This window comes from Caballeronia calidae (assembly GCF_900044055.2).
Lineage (GTDB): Bacteria > Pseudomonadota > Gammaproteobacteria > Burkholderiales > Burkholderiaceae > Caballeronia > Caballeronia calidae.
Map to the genome: position 1 here is coordinate 26,275 of NZ_FCOX02000056.1, position 19,152 is coordinate 45,426.

Annotated in this window: 18 protein-coding genes; 2 read left to right on the forward strand and 16 right to left on the reverse strand. The window is 64.9% G+C overall.

Annotated elements, in window-relative coordinates:
* Nucleotides 1–2: 2 nt before the first annotated feature.
* From AWB78_RS32800 to AWB78_RS32835, 8 genes are all read right to left on the reverse strand, one after another.
* The gene (locus AWB78_RS32800) at nucleotides 3–467 is read right to left on the reverse strand and encodes a response regulator (protein WP_062610786.1); all 465 of its coding nucleotides are present in this window, start codon (nucleotides 465–467) and stop codon (nucleotides 3–5) included.
* Complete coding sequence (locus AWB78_RS32805) at nucleotides 460–2,838, reverse strand: ATP-binding protein (RefSeq protein ID WP_062610787.1); 2,379 nt, start codon at nucleotides 2,836–2,838, stop codon at nucleotides 460–462. Before AWB78_RS32805 ends, AWB78_RS32800 begins: the two co-directional genes overlap by 8 nt.
* Nucleotides 2,835–3,464, reverse strand: a complete 630-nt coding sequence (locus AWB78_RS32810) for a biliverdin-producing heme oxygenase (RefSeq protein ID WP_062610788.1) — start codon at nucleotides 3,462–3,464, stop codon at nucleotides 2,835–2,837. Before AWB78_RS32810 ends, AWB78_RS32805 begins: the two co-directional genes overlap by 4 nt.
* A 206-nt stretch (nucleotides 3,465–3,670) precedes the next feature.
* Complete coding sequence (locus AWB78_RS32815; RefSeq protein WP_062610789.1) at nucleotides 3,671–3,973, reverse strand: hypothetical protein; 303 nt, start codon at nucleotides 3,971–3,973, stop codon at nucleotides 3,671–3,673.
* Between the two features lie 22 nt (nucleotides 3,974–3,995).
* Nucleotides 3,996–6,767, reverse strand: coding sequence for a DNA ligase D (gene ligD, locus AWB78_RS32820; RefSeq protein ID WP_062610790.1), 2,772 nt, complete (start codon nucleotides 6,765–6,767; stop codon nucleotides 3,996–3,998).
* A gap of 35 nt (nucleotides 6,768–6,802) precedes the next feature.
* The gene (gene ku, locus AWB78_RS32825; protein WP_062610802.1) at nucleotides 6,803–7,714 is read right to left on the reverse strand and encodes a non-homologous end joining protein Ku; all 912 of its coding nucleotides are present in this window, start codon (nucleotides 7,712–7,714) and stop codon (nucleotides 6,803–6,805) included.
* A 334-nt stretch (nucleotides 7,715–8,048) separates the two neighbouring features.
* The gene (locus tag AWB78_RS32830; RefSeq protein WP_062610791.1) at nucleotides 8,049–8,600 is read right to left on the reverse strand and encodes a DUF6013 family protein; all 552 of its coding nucleotides are present in this window, start codon (nucleotides 8,598–8,600) and stop codon (nucleotides 8,049–8,051) included.
* Between the two features lie 153 nt (nucleotides 8,601–8,753).
* Nucleotides 8,754–9,770 carry a zinc-binding alcohol dehydrogenase family protein gene (locus AWB78_RS32835; RefSeq protein ID WP_062610792.1) on the reverse strand — a complete coding sequence of 339 codons (1,017 nt, stop codon included), beginning with the start codon at nucleotides 9,768–9,770 and terminating at the stop codon, nucleotides 8,754–8,756.
* Between the two features lie 99 nt (nucleotides 9,771–9,869).
* On the opposite strand from AWB78_RS32835, the gene AWB78_RS32840 reads away from it, so the two are divergent.
* Together AWB78_RS32840 and serB are read left to right on the forward strand one after the other, a co-directional pair.
* Complete coding sequence (locus AWB78_RS32840) at nucleotides 9,870–10,826, forward strand: LysR family transcriptional regulator (protein ID WP_062610793.1); 957 nt, start codon at nucleotides 9,870–9,872, stop codon at nucleotides 10,824–10,826.
* Nucleotides 10,827–10,887: 61 nt separating this feature from the next.
* Complete coding sequence (gene serB, locus AWB78_RS32845; protein WP_062610794.1) at nucleotides 10,888–11,727, forward strand: phosphoserine phosphatase SerB; 840 nt, start codon at nucleotides 10,888–10,890, stop codon at nucleotides 11,725–11,727.
* 53 nt (nucleotides 11,728–11,780) lie between these two features.
* Here serB and AWB78_RS32850 read toward each other — a convergent pair whose 3' ends face one another.
* The 8 genes from AWB78_RS32850 to AWB78_RS44100 all read right to left on the reverse strand — a co-directional run.
* Nucleotides 11,781–12,980 (reverse strand): cystathionine beta-lyase, encoded by a 1,200-nt coding sequence (locus tag AWB78_RS32850; protein ID WP_062610795.1) that lies wholly within the window; start codon nucleotides 12,978–12,980, stop codon nucleotides 11,781–11,783.
* A 69-nt stretch (nucleotides 12,981–13,049) separates the two neighbouring features.
* Entirely contained in the window at nucleotides 13,050–13,724 is a 675-nt protein-coding gene (locus AWB78_RS32855; RefSeq protein WP_062610796.1) for a hypothetical protein, read from the reverse strand.
* An 11-nt stretch (nucleotides 13,725–13,735) separates the two neighbouring features.
* A complete protein-coding gene (gene bktB / locus AWB78_RS32860) occupies nucleotides 13,736–14,920 on the reverse strand; it encodes a beta-ketothiolase BktB (protein ID WP_062610797.1) in 1,185 nt (394 codons plus the stop codon).
* Nucleotides 14,921–14,975: 55 nt separating this feature from the next.
* Nucleotides 14,976–15,899, reverse strand: coding sequence for a sugar kinase (locus AWB78_RS32865; RefSeq protein ID WP_062610798.1), 924 nt, complete (start codon nucleotides 15,897–15,899; stop codon nucleotides 14,976–14,978).
* 4 nt (nucleotides 15,900–15,903) lie between these two features.
* Nucleotides 15,904–17,295 carry a 30S ribosomal protein S12 methylthiotransferase RimO gene (rimO, locus tag AWB78_RS32870; protein WP_074173587.1) on the reverse strand — a complete coding sequence of 464 codons (1,392 nt, stop codon included), beginning with the start codon at nucleotides 17,293–17,295 and terminating at the stop codon, nucleotides 15,904–15,906.
* Nucleotides 17,296–17,509: 214 nt separating this feature from the next.
* Nucleotides 17,510–18,088 (reverse strand): polyhydroxyalkanoate synthesis repressor PhaR, encoded by a 579-nt coding sequence (phaR, locus tag AWB78_RS32875; RefSeq protein ID WP_062610800.1) that lies wholly within the window; start codon nucleotides 18,086–18,088, stop codon nucleotides 17,510–17,512.
* A 157-nt stretch (nucleotides 18,089–18,245) separates the two neighbouring features.
* Nucleotides 18,246–18,986 (reverse strand): 3-ketoacyl-ACP reductase, encoded by a 741-nt coding sequence (locus tag AWB78_RS32880; protein WP_062610801.1) that lies wholly within the window; start codon nucleotides 18,984–18,986, stop codon nucleotides 18,246–18,248.
* Between the two features lie 74 nt (nucleotides 18,987–19,060).
* Nucleotides 19,061–19,152 (reverse strand): hypothetical protein (locus AWB78_RS44100; RefSeq protein ID WP_157695918.1); only part of this gene is annotated, 92 nt, incomplete at its 5' end.

Here is a 19,152-nt window from a genome sequence, read left to right on the forward strand (position 1 = left end):
GGTCATTGCGCGGACGGCGGACGGCGAAAACGCGTGGAGCCCGGCGGCGGCTCGTTGAGCACGGCCCAGAAGACGCCGAGATCGCCGATCGCCTCGACGAACTCCGCGAATTCCACCGGCTTCACCACGTACGCGTTCACGCCGAGTTCGTAGCTGCGCACGAGATCCTGCTCCTCGCGCGATGACGTCAGCATGACGACGGGAATGCTCTTCAACGACGCATTCGAGCGGATCATGTCGAGCACTTCGAGGCCGTCGATCTTCGGCAGCTTCAGGTCGAGCAGGATCACGGCGGGATTGCCCGGCGCACGCGCCTTCCAGTCGCCTTCGCAGGTGAGATAGTCGATGGCTTCCTGGCCGTCGCGCGCCACGATCACCTCGTTCGCGAGCTGGCTCTTGTCGAGCGCGACGAGCGTCAGCTCGAGGTCGTTCGGATTGTCTTCGACGAGCAATATCGGTTTAAGCATGGTTTTTTCTTGGCTTTCTTGTCGATACGCCAGGCTGGCGCACACCCTGCGTCCCTGACGTTCCACTCGCGTTGCGGTATTCGACCGGCAGGGAGAAATAGAATGCGGCGCCCTCTCCCAGCCGCCCTTCGGCCCACGTGCGCCCTTCATGGCGCTCGACGATGCGCCGCACGTTGGCGAGCCCGATGCCCGTGCCTTCGAACTCTTCCGCGCGATGCAGCCGCTGGAACACGCCGAACAGCTTCGCGCCGTACTTCATGTCGAAGCCGACGCCGTTGTCGCGCACGCCGATCACGTATTCGTCGCCGCTTCGGCTGGCGAATATCTCGATTTTCGCCGATTCCCGCGTTCGCGTATATTTCACCGCGTTCGAAATCAGGTTGCGCAACGCAAGCTGCAGGAAAGCCGCGTCGCCGGTGATGTGCGGCAGTTCGCCGATCACCCATTCGATACGCCGCCCCGCGCCTTCCACCTCGAACTCCTGCACGACGCCGCGCACGAGCAGGTTGAGATCGACCGACGCGGGCCTGAGCGCCGCGCGGCCCATCTGCGAGAAGGTCAGCAGATCGTCGACGAGCGTGCCCGCGAAGCGCGCCGAATCGAGCATGTTGTTGAGAAAGCGCCGGCTCTTCTCCGACATGCGCTCGCCTTCCTGCTCGCGCAGGAGATCGCCGTAGCCCGCGATATGGCGCAGCGGCGCGCGCAGATCGTGCGACACCGAATACGAAAACGCTTCCAGTTCCTTGTTCGCGCGCGCGAGTTCGGTCGCGAGCTCGGCGCGCTCTTCCGCGCGGCGCAGCACGATGTTGAGCAGCGCGCCGCGCAGTTCGCCCGCGATTTCGAGCTCGCCCTGGCGCCATATCGACGAATGCCCGCGCACCGTTTCGAGCCACGGCGAAAAGCTCGTGCGCGGCGCGCTGGCGCCATCGGCGCTTTCGATCTTGACCGGCTCGCCCGCCCACTTGATGGTCTGCATCACTTCGGGCCGGAACCAGAGCAGGTAGTGGCGAAAGATCTGCGAGACCGGCACCGCGAGCACGCCGCAGGCCTTGTCCTCGTGCGCCTTGGCAGGCGGCCATTCGCGCGCGAGCGAATCCGTGGCCCATACGCCGGACGTATGCTCCGCGAGCCATTGCGCGAGCGCGCGCACGGTCTGCTCGTCGGGCGTCGAGCCGAGCAGCGTGACCTGATCGTCGAACACGATCGCCGCGCCCGCCGAGCGCGCGAAGCTCAACATGTCTTTCGGCGTTGCCTGCAAGCCGGCGGCGAAGTTCTCATGCTCGCCCATCGCGGAGATGAGCCGGCCCATCGTGCGGCGCAGCGCGGCCAGATATTCACCTTCGGCGCGCTCTTCCTTCGCCTCGATCTGCAGGGACAGCATGTGCCCGAGATGCTCGACCGCGACGCGCATGTGGAACGGCACGATACGCGCGTCATGATCGTGACACGAGATGAGTCCCCACAACTGGCCGCGCACGACGAGCGACACCGACATCGACGCATGCGTGCCCATGTTGCGCATGTACTCCAGATGCACGGGCGAGAAACTGCGCAGCGTTGCGTAGGTGAGATCGGTGGGACGGCCCGTGACGGGATTCACGTTCGGCACGAGCCGCGCGGGCCTGTAGTTCACGTCCGCGACGAGGCGGATGCGGTTCTTCAGATACAGCGCGCGCGCCTGCCGCGGAATGTCCGACGCGGGAAAGAACTGGTGCAGAAACGATGCGTAGCGAGAGTCGCGGTCTTCCGCGAGCACGTGACTGCGGCCTTCTTCATCGAAGCTGTAGAGCATCACGCGGCCGAAGCCCGTGAGCGCGCGCACTTCGCGCACCGCGAGTTCCGCCAACGCCTGAACGCTCGCCGCGTCCTGAAGCCCGCGCGCGAACGTGCGCACGAGCGGATACATCGACGCGAACGCATCGTTCGTCGCGGCGGCCGCTTCCATCTCGACGATCAGCGCGCCGTCATGACGATGCAGCGTGACATCGAAGCGCATCGCCGGCGTGACGTCGATCGCGCCGATATAAAGCGGCGCATCGTCGAGCGCGGACGTGAGGACCGCCTTCGCGACGCGTTGCGCGCCCTGCGTGCCGAGCACGGCATCGAGCGGCTGGCCGAGCAAGGTGCCGACGCTCGCGCCCGTGAGCGAAGAAAGATTTTCGCTCGCCTGCACGATGCTGAGATCGCCGGCGAGGACGAGCAAAAAGCCGTGTGGCTGGATGCCGCCGGGAATGTGGATCGGCTCGGCGTCGCAGTCCTTGTCTGCGACGCCCGAGCTGAGCGTGCGGCGGCGCGCTTCGGCATCGGGCGGTCCGAGCGACGTCTCGTGCAAAGCTCTCGCGCCGATGGGTTCGCTTTCCGGATCGCTCATGAAGCCGCTCCCGGTGCCGGCTGCAGCGGCTCGAGACCGGCGGCTTCGGGACACAGCCACGCGTGCAGGCTGTCGAACGTATCGATGGCGGCCTTCACCGCATCGTCGTACTGAATCTCCGGAACGGAGGTCGTCGCGGTTTCGCGAAACGCGTTCCACATGCTGCCCGTGCGCGGACCATAGCCGTCGAAATACGCATTGCCGAGGCCCGGCTCGAGATCGAGATGCTCGGCCACATGCGGCGCGATGAAACGCCCGCCGAGCGTGCTGCCTTCCATCACGTACATCGAGCCGAAGACATCGCCGAGGTTGCGCATGCGCGGCAGGTCATGGCGTGAATCGGCCTGCGGAACGGCATCGGCGGAGAGCCGTTCGCCCGTCAGCGCGGCGAGATCGGCGGCGAGGAGCGGCGCCTTGCGGCGCGCATCGAAGAAGCCCGCGAGCGATGCGGGCATGCATGCGGCCGCGGCGTCTTCCCACGGCGAGACATAGCCATAGAAGCGTTCGAGCAGCGCGATGTACTCGTTTCGTTGAAGATCGTCCCGCATGAGGTCGAGCGCATTTTCGAGCCGCGCATGGCAAGCGGCGGTTTCGTGCTTCAGGCGGGACAGAAGATCGAGTGGCATGTTCCGTTGTGTTGGCTTGGGGCCGTCAGGCGGGCAAAAGAAGGCAAGTATCGGAAGGGCTTACCGGTTCGCGCATGTCACGCCTTGCGTGCATCGGTAGAAAGAACGCAGCAAACGTTGCCTCCCCAGACCCGCTCCTGATCAACGAATCATTCTACGCAACCGCACTGCACGGTGCCATTCGCCGGGGCTTTTCACCGTTCGGTTCATCGCTCGCGCGCGCCGCCCTCGCCGCTGTTCACGTTGACCTGTTCGTCGCGCTGCGTGTGGCGCTGATAGTCGTCGCCGCCTCTTCTGTCCGTATCGACGAGACCGCGCTCGATGTCCTCATGCGCCTGCTTGCCGACCTCGCGCGCGTCCTCCTCATGTTGCGATTCGACGTTCTGATCCGCTTCGTGAGGCAGCGGCGCATTCGATGCATCGTCGTGCGCCTGCGTCTCGCGGTCCTTGCTCGCCATCTCGCGTCCGCGCTCGGGCGCGCTTTGCGGTGCCGTGCTGGCCTGCTTCATGATTGTCTCCCTGTTTGAGCGCTCACTTGCGCGAGCTGCCGATGCCGAGCCGCTTCTTCATCTCGGCCGTGAGTCTTTGACGCGCCTTGTCGTAGCCCGCCCACGGATCGCTCTTCAACCCATCGAGCCGCGCGCGCACGTTGCCGATGTTCCATTGATCGCCGCTCTTCACGTCATCGAGCTCGTCCCACGTGAGCGTCACCGATGCGCCGAGCCCCGGACGCGCCCGCAAAGAAAACGCCGCGACCGTGCTCGAGCCGCGGTTGTTGCGCAGATAGTCGATGAAGATCTTGCCCTTGCGGTTCTGCATGCCCATCTTCGCGGAGAAGAGCTTCGGCAGCGTGCTTGCCATGTGTTGCGCGACCGCCTGCGAGAACGCCTTCATCTCGTCCCAGCCCGCGTGCTTCGCAAGCGGCACGACCACGTGAAAGCCCTTGCCGCCGCTTGTCTTGCAGAACGACGTGAGGTCCAGTTCCGCGAGCAGTTCCCTCGTGAGCTTCGCGGCCTCGATCATGCGTTCCCAGCCGACGCCCTCGCCCGGATCGAGATCGAACACCATGCGATCCGGCTTCTCGATGTTCGACGCGACCGCGTTCCATGTATGCAGCTCGATCGTGCCCATCTGCGCGGTGCCGACGAGCGCCTGCGACGATTCGATCGTGAGCAGCGGCGGATGCCCCGGATCGATATCGGGATGCTGCGTGATATGCGGAATCGCGAGCTTCGCGCTGTGTTTCTGAAAGAACAGCTCGCCGCCGATATCCTCGGGCGCGCGCACGAGCGACACCGGACGGTCCTTCAGATGCGGCAGCATCCAGTCGGCGACCGATCCGTAATACTCGACCACATCGAGCTTCGTGAGACCCGTCGACTTGTCGATCACACGTTCGGGATGACTGATCTTCACGCCTTCGATCTCCGCTGCGTTCGCGCGCGAGCGCGTGGTCTTCGCTGCGGGTGTCTTCGCCGGGGTTGTCTTCGTTGCGGCGGTTTTCGAAGCCGTCTTGCGCGCGGGCTTCTTCGCCGCCGCCTCTTCATGATCGGCCTCGACGGCCTTACCCGATGCCGGCTCCTCCTTCACGATCTGCCGCGCGGGTTTGTCGTCGCGCAGACTGACGAACGATGCTTGTCGCACGATGCGCTCCTTGGTCCATTCCGCGAAATTGCATTCGGCCACGAGTTCCGGCTTCACCCAATGCACGGGCGTGCGGCTGCGCTCCTGCGGCTCGCTTGCGAACGGCATGCGCGGGGTCTCGCGTTTATCGAGTTCCTTCTTCACCGCGACGAGCGTCGCATGACCGAAGCCGCTGCCCACGCGGCCGGCATATTGCAGCTTGCCGTGCGCGTCGTACACGCCGAGCAGCAGCGCGCCGAACTGCCCGCGGCTGCCCGACGGCTCCGAATAGCCGCCGATCACGAACTCCTGCCGGCGGCGGCACTTGAGCTTGATCCATGAGTTGCTTCGCCCGGACACATACGTGCTATCAAGACGCTTGCCGATGATGCCTTCGAGGGCCATGTCGCACGCGCTCTTGAGCAGTTCGTCGGCATGAAAGGCGAAGTCCTGCGAATAACGCAGCACCGGATCGTCGACCGGCTCGATGAGCGCCTTCAGGATCGCGCGGCGCTGCACGAGCGGCACGTTGCGCAGGTCGTAGCCGTTGAGATAGGGCACGTCGAAGAAATACACGACGATGTCCTGCGGACGGCCCACATCGAACGCGTTCTGCAGCGCCTGAAAATCCGGCAGGCCGCGCTCGTCGAGCACCACCGCTTCGCCGTCGAGCCAGCTGCTTTCGATATCGAGGCTGTCGAGCGCCTTCACCTGCTTCGAGAACTTCGCGGTCCAGTCGTTGCCGTTGCGCGTGTAGATGCGCACGTCGCGCTTGCCCTCGATCGTCTCGATGCGCGCGAGCACGCGATAGCCGTCGAACTTTATTTCGTATCCCCAATCGTCGCCGGGCGGCGCGGCATCGACGAGCGTCGCGAGTTGCGGCTTGAAGGTCGCGGGCAGCTTCGCTTTAACAGCGCCTTCGATCGCCGGATCGTGCGACAAGGTGCGCAGAGATTCGGCGCTGCGATTCGCGACGATGTCCGGATGCGCGTGGCCATCCGCGTTCTTGCTCGCCGGCTTGCGCGCGGGCGTTTTCTTCGCGCCCGCCTTGCGCTCGGCGCGTTCGAGCAGCGCGCCGCTCTCGTCGCGCGCACCGAGCGATGTCGACAGCACACTGCCCGGCTTCTTCAGCAGGATGTCGTATTCGGCTTCGGGCCGCGCTGCGTCGTCGCGCTCCTTGATGAGCAGCCATTGCTCCTTGTCGCCGCTGCCGCGCATGTGGCTCTTCACGAGCGTCCATCCGCCGTGCAGCTTTTCGCCGTCGAGCGTGAACTTGAGCTTGCCCTTCTCGTAGTCGCGCGCCGCTTCCGCGACGCTGCCCGACTGCGGCGCCCACGTGCCGCGGTCCCACACGATGACGCTTCCCGCGCCATAGTTGCCCTCGGGAATCTCGCCTTCGAACGAGCCATAGTCGATCGGATGGTCCTCGACATGCACCGCGAGACGCTTCACCGACGGATCGAGGCTCGGTCCCTTGGGCACCGCCCACGATTTGAGCGTGCCTTCGAGTTCGAGGCGAAAGTCGTAATGCAGGCGTCGCGCGTCATGCTCCTGGATCACGAAGGACAACGCGTGAGCCGCGGGCTTCTTCGCGCGGGCGCTGCGCCGTGCGGCACCGGGCGGCTCCGGTGTCTCGTCGAAGCGCCGCATCCGTTGATAGGTTTCGAGTTTCTCTGCCATCGTCGTGTGCTTCGTGGTTCATGCGCTCGCGCGCCTCATGCGCGTTTGCGGCGCGTCGTCTTGCGTGCGGGACGCGCCGTTTCCTCGCCGGTGTCGTCGCCGGTGTCGTCGTCCGATTGCGCGGCCTTCGCGCCGCGCTTCGCCGCCGCGCCGCCTTTCTTCAGACTGCGCTTGAGCAGCTCGGACAAGTCGAGAATGTCGGCGGAGGCCTTTTGCTCGCCGCCTTCCTCGATCTTCATCACCTCGGCGACCTTCCCTTCCCTCACCTTCTTTTCGACGAGCGCCATGATGTCGTCCCTGAAAGTGTCGTGATACTTGGTCGGGTCCCACGTGTCGCTCATGTCGTCGATGAGGCGCTTCGCCATCTCCAGTTCCTTCGGCGTGACACCCGCTTTCTTCGTGTCTTCGTCGGGGAATTTGAACTGGGTGAAGTCGCGCACTTCGTCGCCCCAGCGCAAGGTGTTGAGCGCGAGCGCCGGACCCACGGGAATCAGCGCCGCGAGATGCTGCTTGTTGTGCAGCACGACGCTCGCGATGCCGACCTTGCCCGTGTCCTTCAACGCGTCGCGCAACAGCGCATAGACTTTCTCGCCCTTGCGATCGGGCGCGAGGTAGTAAGGCGTATCGAGCGAGAGGAAAGAGATCTCGGGCGCATCGACGAAGGCGAGAATATCGACCGTCTGCGTCGATTCGGGATTGGCCGCGCGGATTTCCGCGTCGGTCATCACGACGTACTTGCCCTTCTCATACTCGAAGCCGCGCACGATGTTGTCGCGCGTGACTTCCTTGCCCGTGTTCTTGTTGATCTGCTTGTAGCCGATCGGGTCCATCGAGCGCTTGTCGAGCAGGTTGAAGCCGACCTTCTCCGACTGCGTCGCCGGATAGAGTTGCACGGGCACGTGGACCAGCCCGAAGCTGATCGCGCCTTTCCAGATCATGTGCGGCATCACGGCACCTTCGCTGTCGATCGAGTCGATGGAAACGCCCGCGGCCTTGCGTCGAAGCGTTCTCTGCGCGCGTGGCCGGCGGGGTATCGACAGGAATCGCACGAAGCGTGCCAAGCGGCACGCAGGCGCTGATCCGCTTCATGACTGGGCGGATGCGTTAATCCGCGAAGCGCTACAACCCGGGCATCTGTAAGCTTTACTGATGAGAACGGCTGTGCGTTGCCGTGATCTCATTTCGAGGGCGCTGAAGAAAAAGACGGTTAGTTGCGATCGAGCCCAGGAAAAAAGCGCCGACCTGAGCCGGCGCGTCGGCAATCGCAGGCGGACTTGAGCGTTATTTGCGGCTCGCGGTGACGGTCAGCTGCGTGCCGTCGTCGAGCGTGACGGTCTTTTTGGAACCGGTGGAAGTCGGCATCGAGAAACGCACGATCTGGCTCAGACGCGTGTCGACGGGACATTGCAGACTCTTGCCGCCCACGGTCACCTTGTTCGTGCCCTTTGGCGCGTAGGCGCGAAAGCTGATCTGCACATTGGCCGAGCCGTTGTCGGCGACGACCGGCGCGAAGCGGATCTGCACCTGGCGCACGGCCTGCCCGTCCGCGCTCTTGGGCACCGAAGCCGCCTCCGGGCACCCGTCCGGCACGGCCTGCGCGCCGCTCGGCGGCGAGCCTTGCCATGTGAAGTCGTCGGTCTGGCCCGAGCGGATGGTGCGCGTTTCCTGCTCGTTGCCGAAGTTCTTCGACACCATCTTCACGGTGTACTTGATGGGTCCGTCATTGGGCGCTTCGGAGAGAACCTTGATGCCTGGCGTCGCGTGGACGGTCGCGGCGAACATCGCGAGCGCGGCGACGGGAACGATGCGACGAACGATCGAACGACGATTCATGCCGCCACCTCCGTAACGAGCGCTTGGGAAGTCCGGCGCGACTGAACCGCGCCGGAATGCTGAAAGGCCGAGTCAGTCTAGCGCCGCGCGCGCCGGGGCCTGCTCATGGAAAACCCGAGTCCCCGGCAACGTCGATGACGTTCGTCAACGCGATCAGAAACCGGTCAACACGATCTTGCCGACAGTGCGCCCTTCTTCCAGCAGGCGATGCGCCTCGCGCAGATTCGCGGCATCGATCCTGCCGAGATCGCGGCCGAGCGTCGTGCGGATCGTGCCTGCGTCGATCAGCCGCGCCACTTCGGAGAGCAGCTTGTGCTGCTCGATCATGTCCGGCGTCTTGAACATCGCGCGCGTGAACATGAACTCCCAGTGGAATGCCGCACTCTTCGATTTCAGCAGTTCCACCGCGACGGGCTTCGCATTCTCGACGATCGTGCAGATGCCGCCTTGCGGCTCGATGACTTCGGCGGCGGCGGGGAAATGCTTGTCGGTGTCGTTGAAGATCAGCACATAATCGACTTGCGGGAAGCCGATGTCCTTCATCTGCTTGGGAATGTCCTCGAAGTGATTGACGATGTGATCCGCGCCGAGGTCTTCCGCCCACCTGGCCGATTCGGGCCGCGACGCGGTGGCGATCACCTGGAGCTTCGCCACGCGCTTCGCGAGCTGGATGCCGATCGAGCCGACGCCGCCCGCCCCGCCGATGATCAGCACCGACTTGCCCGCGTCCTTGCCTTCCGCCGACACGCCGAGCCGCTCGAAGAGCGCTTCCCACGCGGTGATGGTCGTGAGCGGCAAGGCGGCCGCGCAGGTGAAGTCGAGCGACTTCGGCTTCGCGCCGACGATACGCTCGTCGATCAGATGAAACTCGCTGTTCGCGCCCTGGCGCGTGATGTCGCCCGCGTAATAGACCGGATCGCCGACCTTGAAGAGCGTGACGTCCGGCCCGACCGCTTCCACGACGCCCGCCGCGTCCCAGCCGAGCACGCGCGGCGTTTCCTCGACCTTGTCCTTCGGCGCGCGCACTTTCGTATCGACGGGGTTGACGGCGATCGCCTCGATTTTCACGAGCAGGTCGCGGCCGGTGGGCGCGGGTTTATCGAGTTCGATATCGATGAGCGATTCGGGATTGGAGATCGGAAGATAACGGGTGAGACCGATGGCTTTCATGCTTGTGCTCCGTCGAGTGGATTTGCCTCGATGTTAGTGCGCGTCCGGCATCTGGAAAACCGTCATAATCGCTGAAACATTTTTCGGGAAATCCATCGAATGGCGAGCGATCCACCAATGGACGGGGCCACGCGCGAGCGTCTCGATCTGCTCGACGTCGGCCTCTTCATGCGCGCGGCGGCGCTGGCGAACCTGTCGTCGGCGGCGCGCGAGTTCGGGCTGTCGCCCGCGGTGGCGAGCGCGCGCATCGCGGCGCTGGAGCGCATGCTCGGCGCGCGGCTCCTGCATCGCACGACGCGGCGCGTCTCCGTCACGCAGGAAGGCGAGATTTTCGCGGCCCACGCACGTGAGTTGCTCGACGCCGCCGAAGCCGCGCGCGCGTCGGTCGGGCGGGCGCGCGAGCATCCGCACGGCCGCCTGCGCGTGACCATGCCCTCGTCGCTCGGCCGTCAGCACATCTCGCCGCTGATTCCCGCGTTTCTGCGCGAGTATCCCGGCGTGAGCGTCGATCTGCGCATGACCGATCAGATCGTCGATCTCGTCGATGAAGGCATCGACCTCGCGATCCGTATCGGCGCGCTGAAGGACTCGACGCTCATCGCGAAGAAGCTCGCGAGCAACCGGCGCGTGCTGTGCGCGTCGCCTGCGTATCTCGCCGAGCACGGCACGCCGCGTCATCCCGCCGATCTCGCGGAGCACGAATGCGTGATCCTCGCCGATCAGCGCGACTGGAGCTTCGAAACGCCGACCGGCGTGATCGACGTGCGCGTGTCCGGACGGCTCGCGACGGACAACGGCGAAGTGATCCGCGATGCGCTCGCGGCGGGCATCGGCATCGGGCTGAAATCGACATGGAGCGTCGCGCCTTTGCTGGCAAGCGGCGAGCTCGTCACCGTGCTCGACGACTACCCGCTCGCGCAAACCGTCGCGATCTGGGCCGTGTACCCGAGCCGCGCGTTCGTGCCGCCGAAGACGCTCGCGTTCATCGACTTTCTCGCGGCCCGGTTCGGTGAGCCGCCTTACTGGGACGTCGATCCGGCGCACGTGCAGCGCTGAAGGTTCTTTACAATGACGGTTTCCTGCCTTTCTGCGCTGCCTTTCTGCGCCTTTGCCTCCGATGAACCTCGTCATTCAAAGCCCCGCCCCGATCTCCGATTCGCATCTGCGGCCTCTCGCGGCGCTCGCCCGCTCGCGCGAGACCCGGCGCGTCGACGACACGCTCCTGCGCCTGATCGACGCCGATCCGCTGCAGCGTCCCGATATCGACGCCTATTGCGGCGCGCACGCGCTCGATTACGCCTATGTCGAGCCGAACGCGAATCTCGCGGATTTCGGCCTCGTCGCGATGGACATGGATTCGACGCTCATCACGATCGAATGCATCGACGAAATCGCGGATTTTTGCGGGCTGAAGGCCGAGGTCGCGGCGATCACGGAAGCGTCGATGCGCGGCGAGATCAAGGATTTCAACGAGAGCCTCACGCGCCGCGTCGCGCTTCTGAAGGGGCTCGACGCGAGCGCGCTGGAACGCGTCTACGAGGAACGGCTGCAACTTTCGCCCGGCGCGGAACGCATGCTCGAAGGCGCGCGCGCAGCCGGCCTGAAGACGCTGCTCGTGTCGGGCGGCTTCACGTTCTTCACCGAGCGCCTCAAAGCGCGCCTCGGGCTCGATTACACGCGCGCGAACACGCTCGAAATCGTCGATGGCAAGCTGACCGGGAAGGTCGTCGGGGACATCGTGAACGCCGACGAAAAAGCGCGCACGCTGGTCGAGACGTGCGGGAAGATCGGCATCGATCCGAAGCGCGCGATCGCCATGGGCGACGGCTCCAACGATCTCAAGATGATGGCCGAAGCGGGTTTGTCGGTGGCGTTTCGCGCGAAGCCGGTCGTGCGGCAATCGGCGAGCGTCGCGTTCAACTTCGTCGGGCTGGACGGGTTGTTGCGCCTGTTCTGATGTAAAAAAAACGGCACCTCGCGGTGCCGTTTTTCAGTTCATCGGTTCGTCACTCAGGCGAAGGCCTTGACGAGCGCGGCTTCGAGATCCGCGCGCAAATCCGTTTCCGCTTCCAGGCCGATATAGAAGCGCACGAGCACGCCTTCGTGCGGCCATTGCGATGCGGTGCGCATCGAGCCGATGTTGTACGGCATTGCGAGGCTGTGCGCGCCGCCCCAGCTCCAGCCGATCGCGAACAGATCCAGCGCCTCGACGAAGGCATCGACCTGTGCGGCGCTGTAGCGGCCATCGAACACGATCGAGAACAGGCCGCCCGCGCCGCCCTTGAAATCGCGCTCATAGAACGCGTGACCGGGACAATCCTCCAGCGCCGGATGCAGCACCGCCGCCACTTCCGGACGCGTCTTCAGCCACGTCGCGAGCGCGAACGCCGTGCGATCGTGCGCTTCGTAACGCGTTTTCATGGTCGGCAGGCTGCGCAGCACGAGCGAGGCATCGTCCGCCGATACGCCGATGCCCATTCTCATGCGCGCGCGCTTCATCTTCTTGTGCAGCTCGACATCGCGCGTGATGGTCGCGCCCATCAGGATGTCGCTGCCTCCCGACTGATACTTCGTCAGCGCCTGCACGGAGATGTCGACGCCATGCTCGAACGGCTTGAACGCGAGGCCCGCGGAGTACGTGTTGTCGATCGCCGTGACGATGCCCTTCGCGCGCGCGACGGCGACGATCGCCGGCACGTCCTGCACTTCCATCGTCACCGAGCCGGGCGCTTCGAGCCAGATGAGCTTCGTGTTCGGACGGATCGAATCGGCGATGCCCGCGCCCGTCATCGGATCGTAGTAGCTCACTTCCAGCCCGAAATCGGCGGCGAGCCAGTCCGCGTGCTCGCGGTTCGGCGAATACGCGTTGTCGGGCACGAGCACGTGATCGCCCGCCTTCACCAGCGCGAAGTAGACGTTCGAGATCGCAGCCAGCCCGGACGGCTGCAACAGCGCGTGCTCGCCGCCTTCGATCGCGGCCAGGCGCTGCGCGAGCGCGATCGTCGTCGGCGTGCCGTGCAGGCCGTAGCGCCATTTGGAATCGTCGCTCCAGACGAGCGCGCGCATCGTCGCGAGATCGGGAAACACGACCGTCGATGCGCGCGCGACCGGCACCGAGAACGACTCGAAGCCGGGCGTGATGCGATCCTTCGGCTGCACGATGCGGGTTTGCAGATCGCGGTCGGGGGCGTTGTTGTTGGAATCGGTCATGACGTCGATGTGGAACGGGATAAGGAAAAGCCGCCGCCGGTTCGCCCGGCGGCGTGAAGACGAGCGAAGCTATTCGCCGATGATGACGTTGCTCGTGCCGCCCACGGCATTTTTCGGAGGCGCAGGCGGCGCCGGTTCGAGCGACGGCGCGGGCGGCGGTGTTTTCGCCGCGCCCGTTGCCGGCATCGGCGGCAGTTTCACGCCCGCGACCGCCGGGCGCAGATCGAAGGGTTGCCCGTTCGAATCGTCCGGATCCATGCGCTCGCCCGACACGCTGCCGTCCGCCGCGAACTTGCCGACCCAGTTGCCCGTGATATGCGTGCCGTCGTTCGACTCCTCGATCTCGAGCGTGTCGCCGTCGCGATCGCCCGCGACGAGAATCACGTTCGGGCTGCCGGCGAACCTGTACTCGCCGTGCACGCCGGAAGGCTCGTCGGTCTTCGCGCCGAGCTTCATCTCGATCTGTTTGTCGCCGAGCGTGCCGATATAGCGCGGAAGACGCGCGTAGTCCGGATTCGGCGTGAGCGGCTTTTTCGGCGGCAGCGCAAGCTGCTTGATGGCCGCCTGCGCGCCGTGGACGTCGGTTTCGGCCGGTTCGCGCTGATCGGACGGTACAACACGGGCCGCGCCGGTCGCGCCGGGCGAACCCGGCGGCATCGGCGAATTGCAGCCGGCCAGCGCGACGAGCGCCGCCATCGACGTCAAGGCCGCGAGAACGCGCGGCCCTTTCTTGCTTTGCATCATCCTTCAGTCCTTCAAATGCGCTCGAAGATCGCCGCGATGCCCTGCCCGCCGCCGATGCACATCGTCACGAGCGCGTAACGCCCGCCGATGCGCTGCAGCTCGTACAGCGCCTTCACGGTGATGAGCGCGCCGGTCGCGCCGATCGGATGCCCGAGCGAGATGCCCGAGCCGTTCGGATTGACCTTCGCGGGATCGAGCTTCAGTTCCTGCGACACGGCGCAGGCTTGTGCGGCGAATGCTTCGTTCGCTTCGATGACGTCGAGATCGTCGACGGTCAGCCCCGCGCGCTCGAGCACTTTCTGCGTCGCCGGAACCGGGCCGATGCCCATGATCTTCGGATCGACGCCCGCGTGCGCGTAAGCGACGAGGCGCGCCAACGGCTTCGCCCCGCGCTTTTCCGCGACGGACCGCTCCATGAGCACCACGGCCGCCGCCGCGTCGTTGATACCGGACGCATTGCCCGCCGTCACCGTGCCGTTTTCCTTCGCGAACACGGGCTTGAGCTTCACGAAGTCGTCGGCGGTTGCGTTCATGCGCACGTGCTCGTCGCGATCGAACACGGTATCGCCCTTCTTCGAGGCGAGCGTGATCGGCAGGATCTGCTCCTTGAAATAGCCGGCTTCGGTCGCCTTGGCCGCGCGCCGGTGTGATTCCAGCGCGAGCGCGTCCTGCATCTCGCGCGTGATGCCGAACTTCTGCGCGACGTTTTCGGCGGTCACGCCCATGTGGATCTTGTCGAACGGATCGTTGAGCGCGCCGACCATCATGTCGACGATGCGCGCATCGCCCATGCGCTGGCCGAAGCGCGCGGCGGGCATGATGTACGGCGCGCGGCTCATGCTCTCGGCGCCGCCGCCGATGGCGACATCGGCATCGCCGAGCAGAATGGACTGCGACGCCGACACGATCGCCTGCAGGCCCGAGCCGCACAGCCGGTTCACCGTGAGCGCGGGCGCGTGTTGCGTCACGCCGCCGTCGAGCGCCGCGACGCGCGCGAGATACATATCGCGCGGCTCGGTATGCACGACGTTGCCGAACACGACATGGCCGACTTCATCGCCCGCGACGTTCGCGCGGGACAACGCCTCGCGCACGACGCGCGCGCCGAGATCGGTCGGAGAGAAATCCTTGAGCGAGCCGCCGAAATCGCCGATCGCCGTGCGCACGCCGCTTACCACCACCACTTCTCGCTGCATGTTGTCGTCTCCGCTGGTTGTGTGTTCGTTGGGCTGCCGGTCGGCGCGCGCCGCGTTACGTCGCGAGCGCGCGCTCGACCGCCGCCTTGTCCGGAATCGGCGCGACGGCGCCGAAGCCTTGCGTCGACAAGGCCGCCGCGGCGTTCGCGTAACGCGCGGCTTCGAAAGGATCGTCACCCGCGACGATGCGCGCGATGAACGCGCCGCCGAAGCAGTCGCCCGCGCCGGTGGCATCGACCGCCTGCACGACTCGGCCGGGAACCACGCGCCGCTCGTCGGGCGTCGCGATATATGCGCCTTCCTTGCCGAGCTTCAGCGCGACGACCTTCGGGCCGAGTTTCAGGAGCGCGTCGATGATCGCGTCCTTGTCTTCGTGACCGGTGAGCAAGGTGACGTCGTCCCAGCTCGGCAGGCAGATATCGGTCGAGCGGATGGCTTCGAGCATCACCGCGCGGGCGCGCGCGAGCGGCCACAGCTTCAGGCGCAGGTTCGTGTCGAAGCTGACCTTCACGCCGTGCGTGCGCGCGTGATCGATCGCGGCGAGCGCGGCATCGCACGCGGACACGCCGATCGCGAGGCTGATGCCCGACAGATGCACCACCTTCGCGGCGGCGATCGCATCGAGCGGCAGATGCGGCGGGGCGTAGCGGCTCGCCGCCGAGCCCGCGCGCAGATAGTCGAAGCGATGCCCGTTCTCCCCGTGCGACACGAAATAGACGCCGGTGGGCGCATCGTGATCGACGCGCACGGTCGAGGTATCGACATTCTCCGCGCGCCACAGATCGAGCAGCAATTGCCCGAAGTGGTCGTTGCCGACGGCGGACACGAAGCCCGTCGACGCGCCCTGACGCGACGCCGCGATCAGGAAGTTGGAGACGTCGCCGCCGAAGCCTTGCAGATAGTTCGGCTGATCGCGGCTCGACTGGTTGAACTCGACCATGGCCTCGCCGAGCGCGAGAACGTGCGGCATCGCTGGCATGTGCTCAGACCTCGCCCCAGAGATCGTGGCCATCGGCGCCGGTGATTTTCACCGACACGAAGTCGCCGGCCTTGTAGCGCTTCGATGCCTTCGTCGCCGGCGCGATGTACACGACGCCGTCGATTTCCGGCGCATCCGCCGCCGTGCGGCCGATGCCGCCGTCCGTGCTCACTTCGTCGACGAGCACCTTCAGCGTCTTGCCGACCTTCTTCTTCATGCGCTTCGCCGACAGCTCTTCCGCGAGCTCCATGAAGCGCGCGCGGCGCTCCTCGCGCACGTCGTCGGGCAAGGCGCCGTCGAGCTCGTTCGCGCTCGCGCCTTCGACCGGAGAGTACGCGAAGCAGCCGACGCGATCCAGATCCGCTTCCTTCAGGAAATCGAGCAGCGTCTGGAACTGCTCTTCGGTCTCGCCCGGAAAGCCCGCGATGAACGTGCTGCGGATCGTCAGATCCGGGCAGATCTCGCGCCACGTCTTCACGCGCTCGAGCACCTTCTCGGCGTTGGCCGGGCGCTTCATGCGCTTCAGCACCTCGGGATGCGCGTGCTGGAACGGCACGTCGAGATACGGCAGCACGTGGCCGCGCAGCGGGCCTTCGGCCATCATCGGGATGACGTCGTCGACGCTCGGATACGGGTAGACGTAGTGCAGGCGCACCCACGCGCCGTATTGCGCGGCGAGCTCGCCGAGCGCGCCGACGAGATCGGTCATGCGCGTCTTGAGCGGCTTGCCGTTCCAGAAGCCCGTGCGGTACTTCACGTCGACGCCGTAGGCGCTCGTGTCCTGCGAGATCACGAGCAGCTCCTTCACGCCGGACTTGAAGAGATTTTCGGCTTCGAGCATGACTTCGGCGACGGGGCGCGACACGAGATCGCCGCGCATCGACGGAATGATGCAGAACGTGCAGCGATGATTGCAGCCTTCCGAAATCTTCAGATACGCGTAGTGACGCGGCGTGAGCTTGATGCCGGCGGGCGGCACGAGATCGGTGAACGGGTCGTGCGGCTTCGGCAGATGCGCGTGCACCGCGTTCATCACTTCGTTGGTGGCGTGCGGGCCGGTGACGGCGAGCACTTTCGGATGCACTTCCTCGATGAGGCCCGTGCCGCTCGCGCTCTTTTTCGCGCCGAGGCAGCCGGTAACGATGACCTTGCCGTTTTCGTTCAACGCCTCGCCGATGGCGTCGAGGCTTTCCTGCACGGCTTCGTCGATGAAGCCGCAGGTATTGACGACGACGAGGTCCGCGCCGTCATAGGTGCCGGAGATTTCGTAACCTTCGGCACGCAGTTGGGTCATGATCTGCTCGGAATCGACGAGCGCTTTCGGGCAGCCGAGCGACACCATGCCGATTTTCGGCGCGGGAGTCGTCTTGGCGGTTGAATCCAAAGAATTTTTCACGGGGAGGAGCGATGTTGTGGGCGCCTCGCGAGATCGACAAGGCGAATCCACTATTTTACCCCGGAGCGACGAGAGGGCGATTTGGCCGCGCCCCTGCGGGTGAAACCGGAACCGCGCGAGCGGTCATTCGCCTGTCATGCCGGCCAACAATGCCGCGCGCTCCTTACGCCGAGGCCCGCAACGCCCCGAAGCCCGAACGCGCCCATGACATCGATTACTTCTTTTCCGTCGACGGCCCCGTGGGCGGCTGAAACGGAAACGTGTTGAACATCGACTTCGCCTGCGACTGCATCTGCTCCTGCATCTGCACGAACATGTTCTTCGACTGCTCGATGTAGCTCGTCATCATGCCCTGCATCATCGGCGCCTGCATGTTCATGAACTGCGACCAGACTTCCGGGTTGAGCGCGTTGCCGTCGTAGATGCCCTTGCTCTGCTCGCTCAGCTTCTGCTGGATGTCGATGAACGCCTGGATGTTCTTCTCCAGGTACGTGCCCATCATGCCCTGCATCGCGTGGCCGTAGAAGCGGATGATCTGCGACAGCATCACCGACGAGAACATCGGCAGGCCGCCGCTCTCTTCCTCGAGAATGATCTGCAAAAGGATGCTGCGCGTGAGATCGTCGTTGCTCTTCGCGTCGAGGACCTTGAAGTCTTCCTGATCGAGCACGAGCTGTTTCACATCCGACAACGTGATGTAGGTGCTCGTTTCCGTGTCATACAGCCGACGGTTTGGATATTTTTTTATGAGTCGTTCGGCGGTTTTCTTTGTAGTAGTAGTGGTGGTGGTCATTTAACGCCTTTAAACGCAAAACTTTACTGCGATGGCAGCAAGCAGGTCTTGCGTTGTCGCAAAAAAGCGCTGCTGCATATTCGCCGCATCGTTGATAAATCCGGCGAGTGGAGGCTTCCCGCGCGCGCCCGGAAGCGTCGCGGGAAGCCGCCGCCCGTCAGCCCATATGCAAGCCGCCGTTCAGCGAGAAGTCCGCGCCGGTCGCGAAACCCGACTCCTCGGACGCGAGCCATGCGCAGATCGAGCCGATCTCATCCGGCGTGCCGAGACGCCGCACCGGAATGGTCGCGACGATCTTCTCCAGCACTTCCGGACGGATCGCCTTCACCATGTCCGTGCCGATATAGCCCGGCGACACGGTGTTGACCGTCACGCCCTTGGTGGCCACTTCCTGCGCGAGCGCCATCGTGAAGCCGTGAATGCCGGCCTTCGCGGTCGAGTAGTTCGTCTGGCCGAACTGCCCCTTCTGACCGTTCACCGACGAAATGTTGATGATGCGGCCAAAGCCGCGCTCGACCATGCCGTCGATTACCTGCTTCGTCACGTTGAAGAGGCTCGTCAGGTTCGTATCGATGACCGCGGTCCAGTCTTCGTGCGTCATCTTGCGGAACACGACATCGCGCGTGATGCCGGCGTTGTTCACGAGGATGTCGATCTCGCCGACTTCGGCCTTGACCTTGTCGAACGCGTTCTTGGTCGATTCCCAGTCGCCGACGTTGCCTTCCGATGCGACGAAGTCGAAGCCGAGCGCCTTCTGGTCTTCGAGCCATTTCACCCGGCGCGGCGAGTTCGGACCGCAGCCCGCGACGACCGTGAAGCCATCCTTGAGCAGACGCTGGCAGATGCTGGTTCCGATGCCGCCCATCCCGCCGGTTACATACGCTATGCGCTTCGTCATTCCTCACTCCATTTTCGTTATGCGGACGGTGATCTCCTTGCCGCCCGCCGGCCCTTCCCTATCCCGCCAGTGATTTACGGACGTTCGACCGCCAGCGCGACACCCATCCCGCCGCCGATGCACAGCGACGCCAGACCCTTCTTCGCATCGCGCTTCTGCATTTCGT

Coding starts and splice junctions, on each gene's coding strand:
- AWB78_RS32800 (WP_062610786.1), bottom strand. CDS start 467: ATGCTTAAACCGATATTGCTCGTCGAAGACAATCCGAACGACCTCGAG.
- AWB78_RS32805 (WP_062610787.1), bottom strand. CDS start 2,838: ATGAGCGATCCGGAAAGCGAACCCATCGGCGCGAGAGCTTTGCACGAG.
- AWB78_RS32810 (WP_062610788.1), bottom strand. CDS start 3,464: ATGCCACTCGATCTTCTGTCCCGCCTGAAGCACGAAACCGCCGCTTGC.
- AWB78_RS32815 (WP_062610789.1), bottom strand. CDS start 3,973: ATGAAGCAGGCCAGCACGGCACCGCAAAGCGCGCCCGAGCGCGGACGC.
- ligD (WP_062610790.1), bottom strand. CDS start 6,767: ATGGCAGAGAAACTCGAAACCTATCAACGGATGCGGCGCTTCGACGAG.
- ku (WP_062610802.1), bottom strand. CDS start 7,714: ATGCCGCACATGATCTGGAAAGGCGCGATCAGCTTCGGGCTGGTCCAC.
- AWB78_RS32830 (WP_062610791.1), bottom strand. CDS start 8,600: ATGAATCGTCGTTCGATCGTTCGTCGCATCGTTCCCGTCGCCGCGCTC.
- AWB78_RS32835 (WP_062610792.1), bottom strand. CDS start 9,770: ATGAAAGCCATCGGTCTCACCCGTTATCTTCCGATCTCCAATCCCGAA.
- AWB78_RS32840 (WP_062610793.1), top strand. CDS start 9,870: ATGGCGAGCGATCCACCAATGGACGGGGCCACGCGCGAGCGTCTCGAT.
- serB (WP_062610794.1), top strand. CDS start 10,888: ATGAACCTCGTCATTCAAAGCCCCGCCCCGATCTCCGATTCGCATCTG.
- AWB78_RS32850 (WP_062610795.1), bottom strand. CDS start 12,980: ATGACCGATTCCAACAACAACGCCCCCGACCGCGATCTGCAAACCCGC.
- AWB78_RS32855 (WP_062610796.1), bottom strand. CDS start 13,724: ATGATGCAAAGCAAGAAAGGGCCGCGCGTTCTCGCGGCCTTGACGTCG.
- bktB (WP_062610797.1), bottom strand. CDS start 14,920: ATGCAGCGAGAAGTGGTGGTGGTAAGCGGCGTGCGCACGGCGATCGGC.
- AWB78_RS32865 (WP_062610798.1), bottom strand. CDS start 15,899: ATGCCAGCGATGCCGCACGTTCTCGCGCTCGGCGAGGCCATGGTCGAG.
- phaR (WP_062610800.1), bottom strand. CDS start 18,088: ATGACCACCACCACTACTACTACAAAGAAAACCGCCGAACGACTCATA.
- AWB78_RS32880 (WP_062610801.1), bottom strand. CDS start 18,986: ATGACGAAGCGCATAGCGTATGTAACCGGCGGGATGGGCGGCATCGGA.